General features: G+C 71.9%; 1 protein-coding gene. It reads right to left on the bottom strand.

All coding sequences use genetic code 11. From position 1 onward, the window contains the following. The coding region (locus HWX08_RS34190) for an ABC transporter ATP-binding protein (protein ID WP_175807163.1) at positions 1–363 on the bottom strand (363 nt) is incomplete at both ends.

The raw sequence follows: 363 nt of genomic DNA, 5'->3' as shown, positions 1-363 counted from the left end.
GTCGGTACGCAGCGTCTCGGCCGTCAGCACGTCGAGCGCGGAGAACGGCTCGTCCATCAGCAGGATCGTCGGGTCGACGACGAGCGCGCGCGCAAAGCCCACGCGCTGGCGCATCCCGCCCGACAGCTCGCGCGGGTACGCGTTCTCGAAGCCGTCGAGACCGATCAGGTCGATCGCGGCCAGCGCGCGCTCGCGCCGCTCGCGCGCGCCGACGCCGAGCGCCTCGAGGCCGGCTTCCACGTTCTGCAGCACGGTGAGCCACGGGAACAGCGCGAAGGTCTGGAACACCATCGCGACGCCTTCGGCCGGGCCGCGCAGCGGCTTGCCGAGGTAAGTCACTTCGCCGCCGGTCGGCTCGATCAG

The sequence above is a fragment of the Burkholderia metallica genome, from assembly GCF_902832845.1.
Taxonomy (GTDB): Bacteria; Pseudomonadota; Gammaproteobacteria; order Burkholderiales; family Burkholderiaceae; genus Burkholderia; species Burkholderia metallica.
The sequence above is the reverse complement of the archived record's forward strand: the minus strand, read 5'-3'. Positions and strand labels throughout refer to the sequence as shown.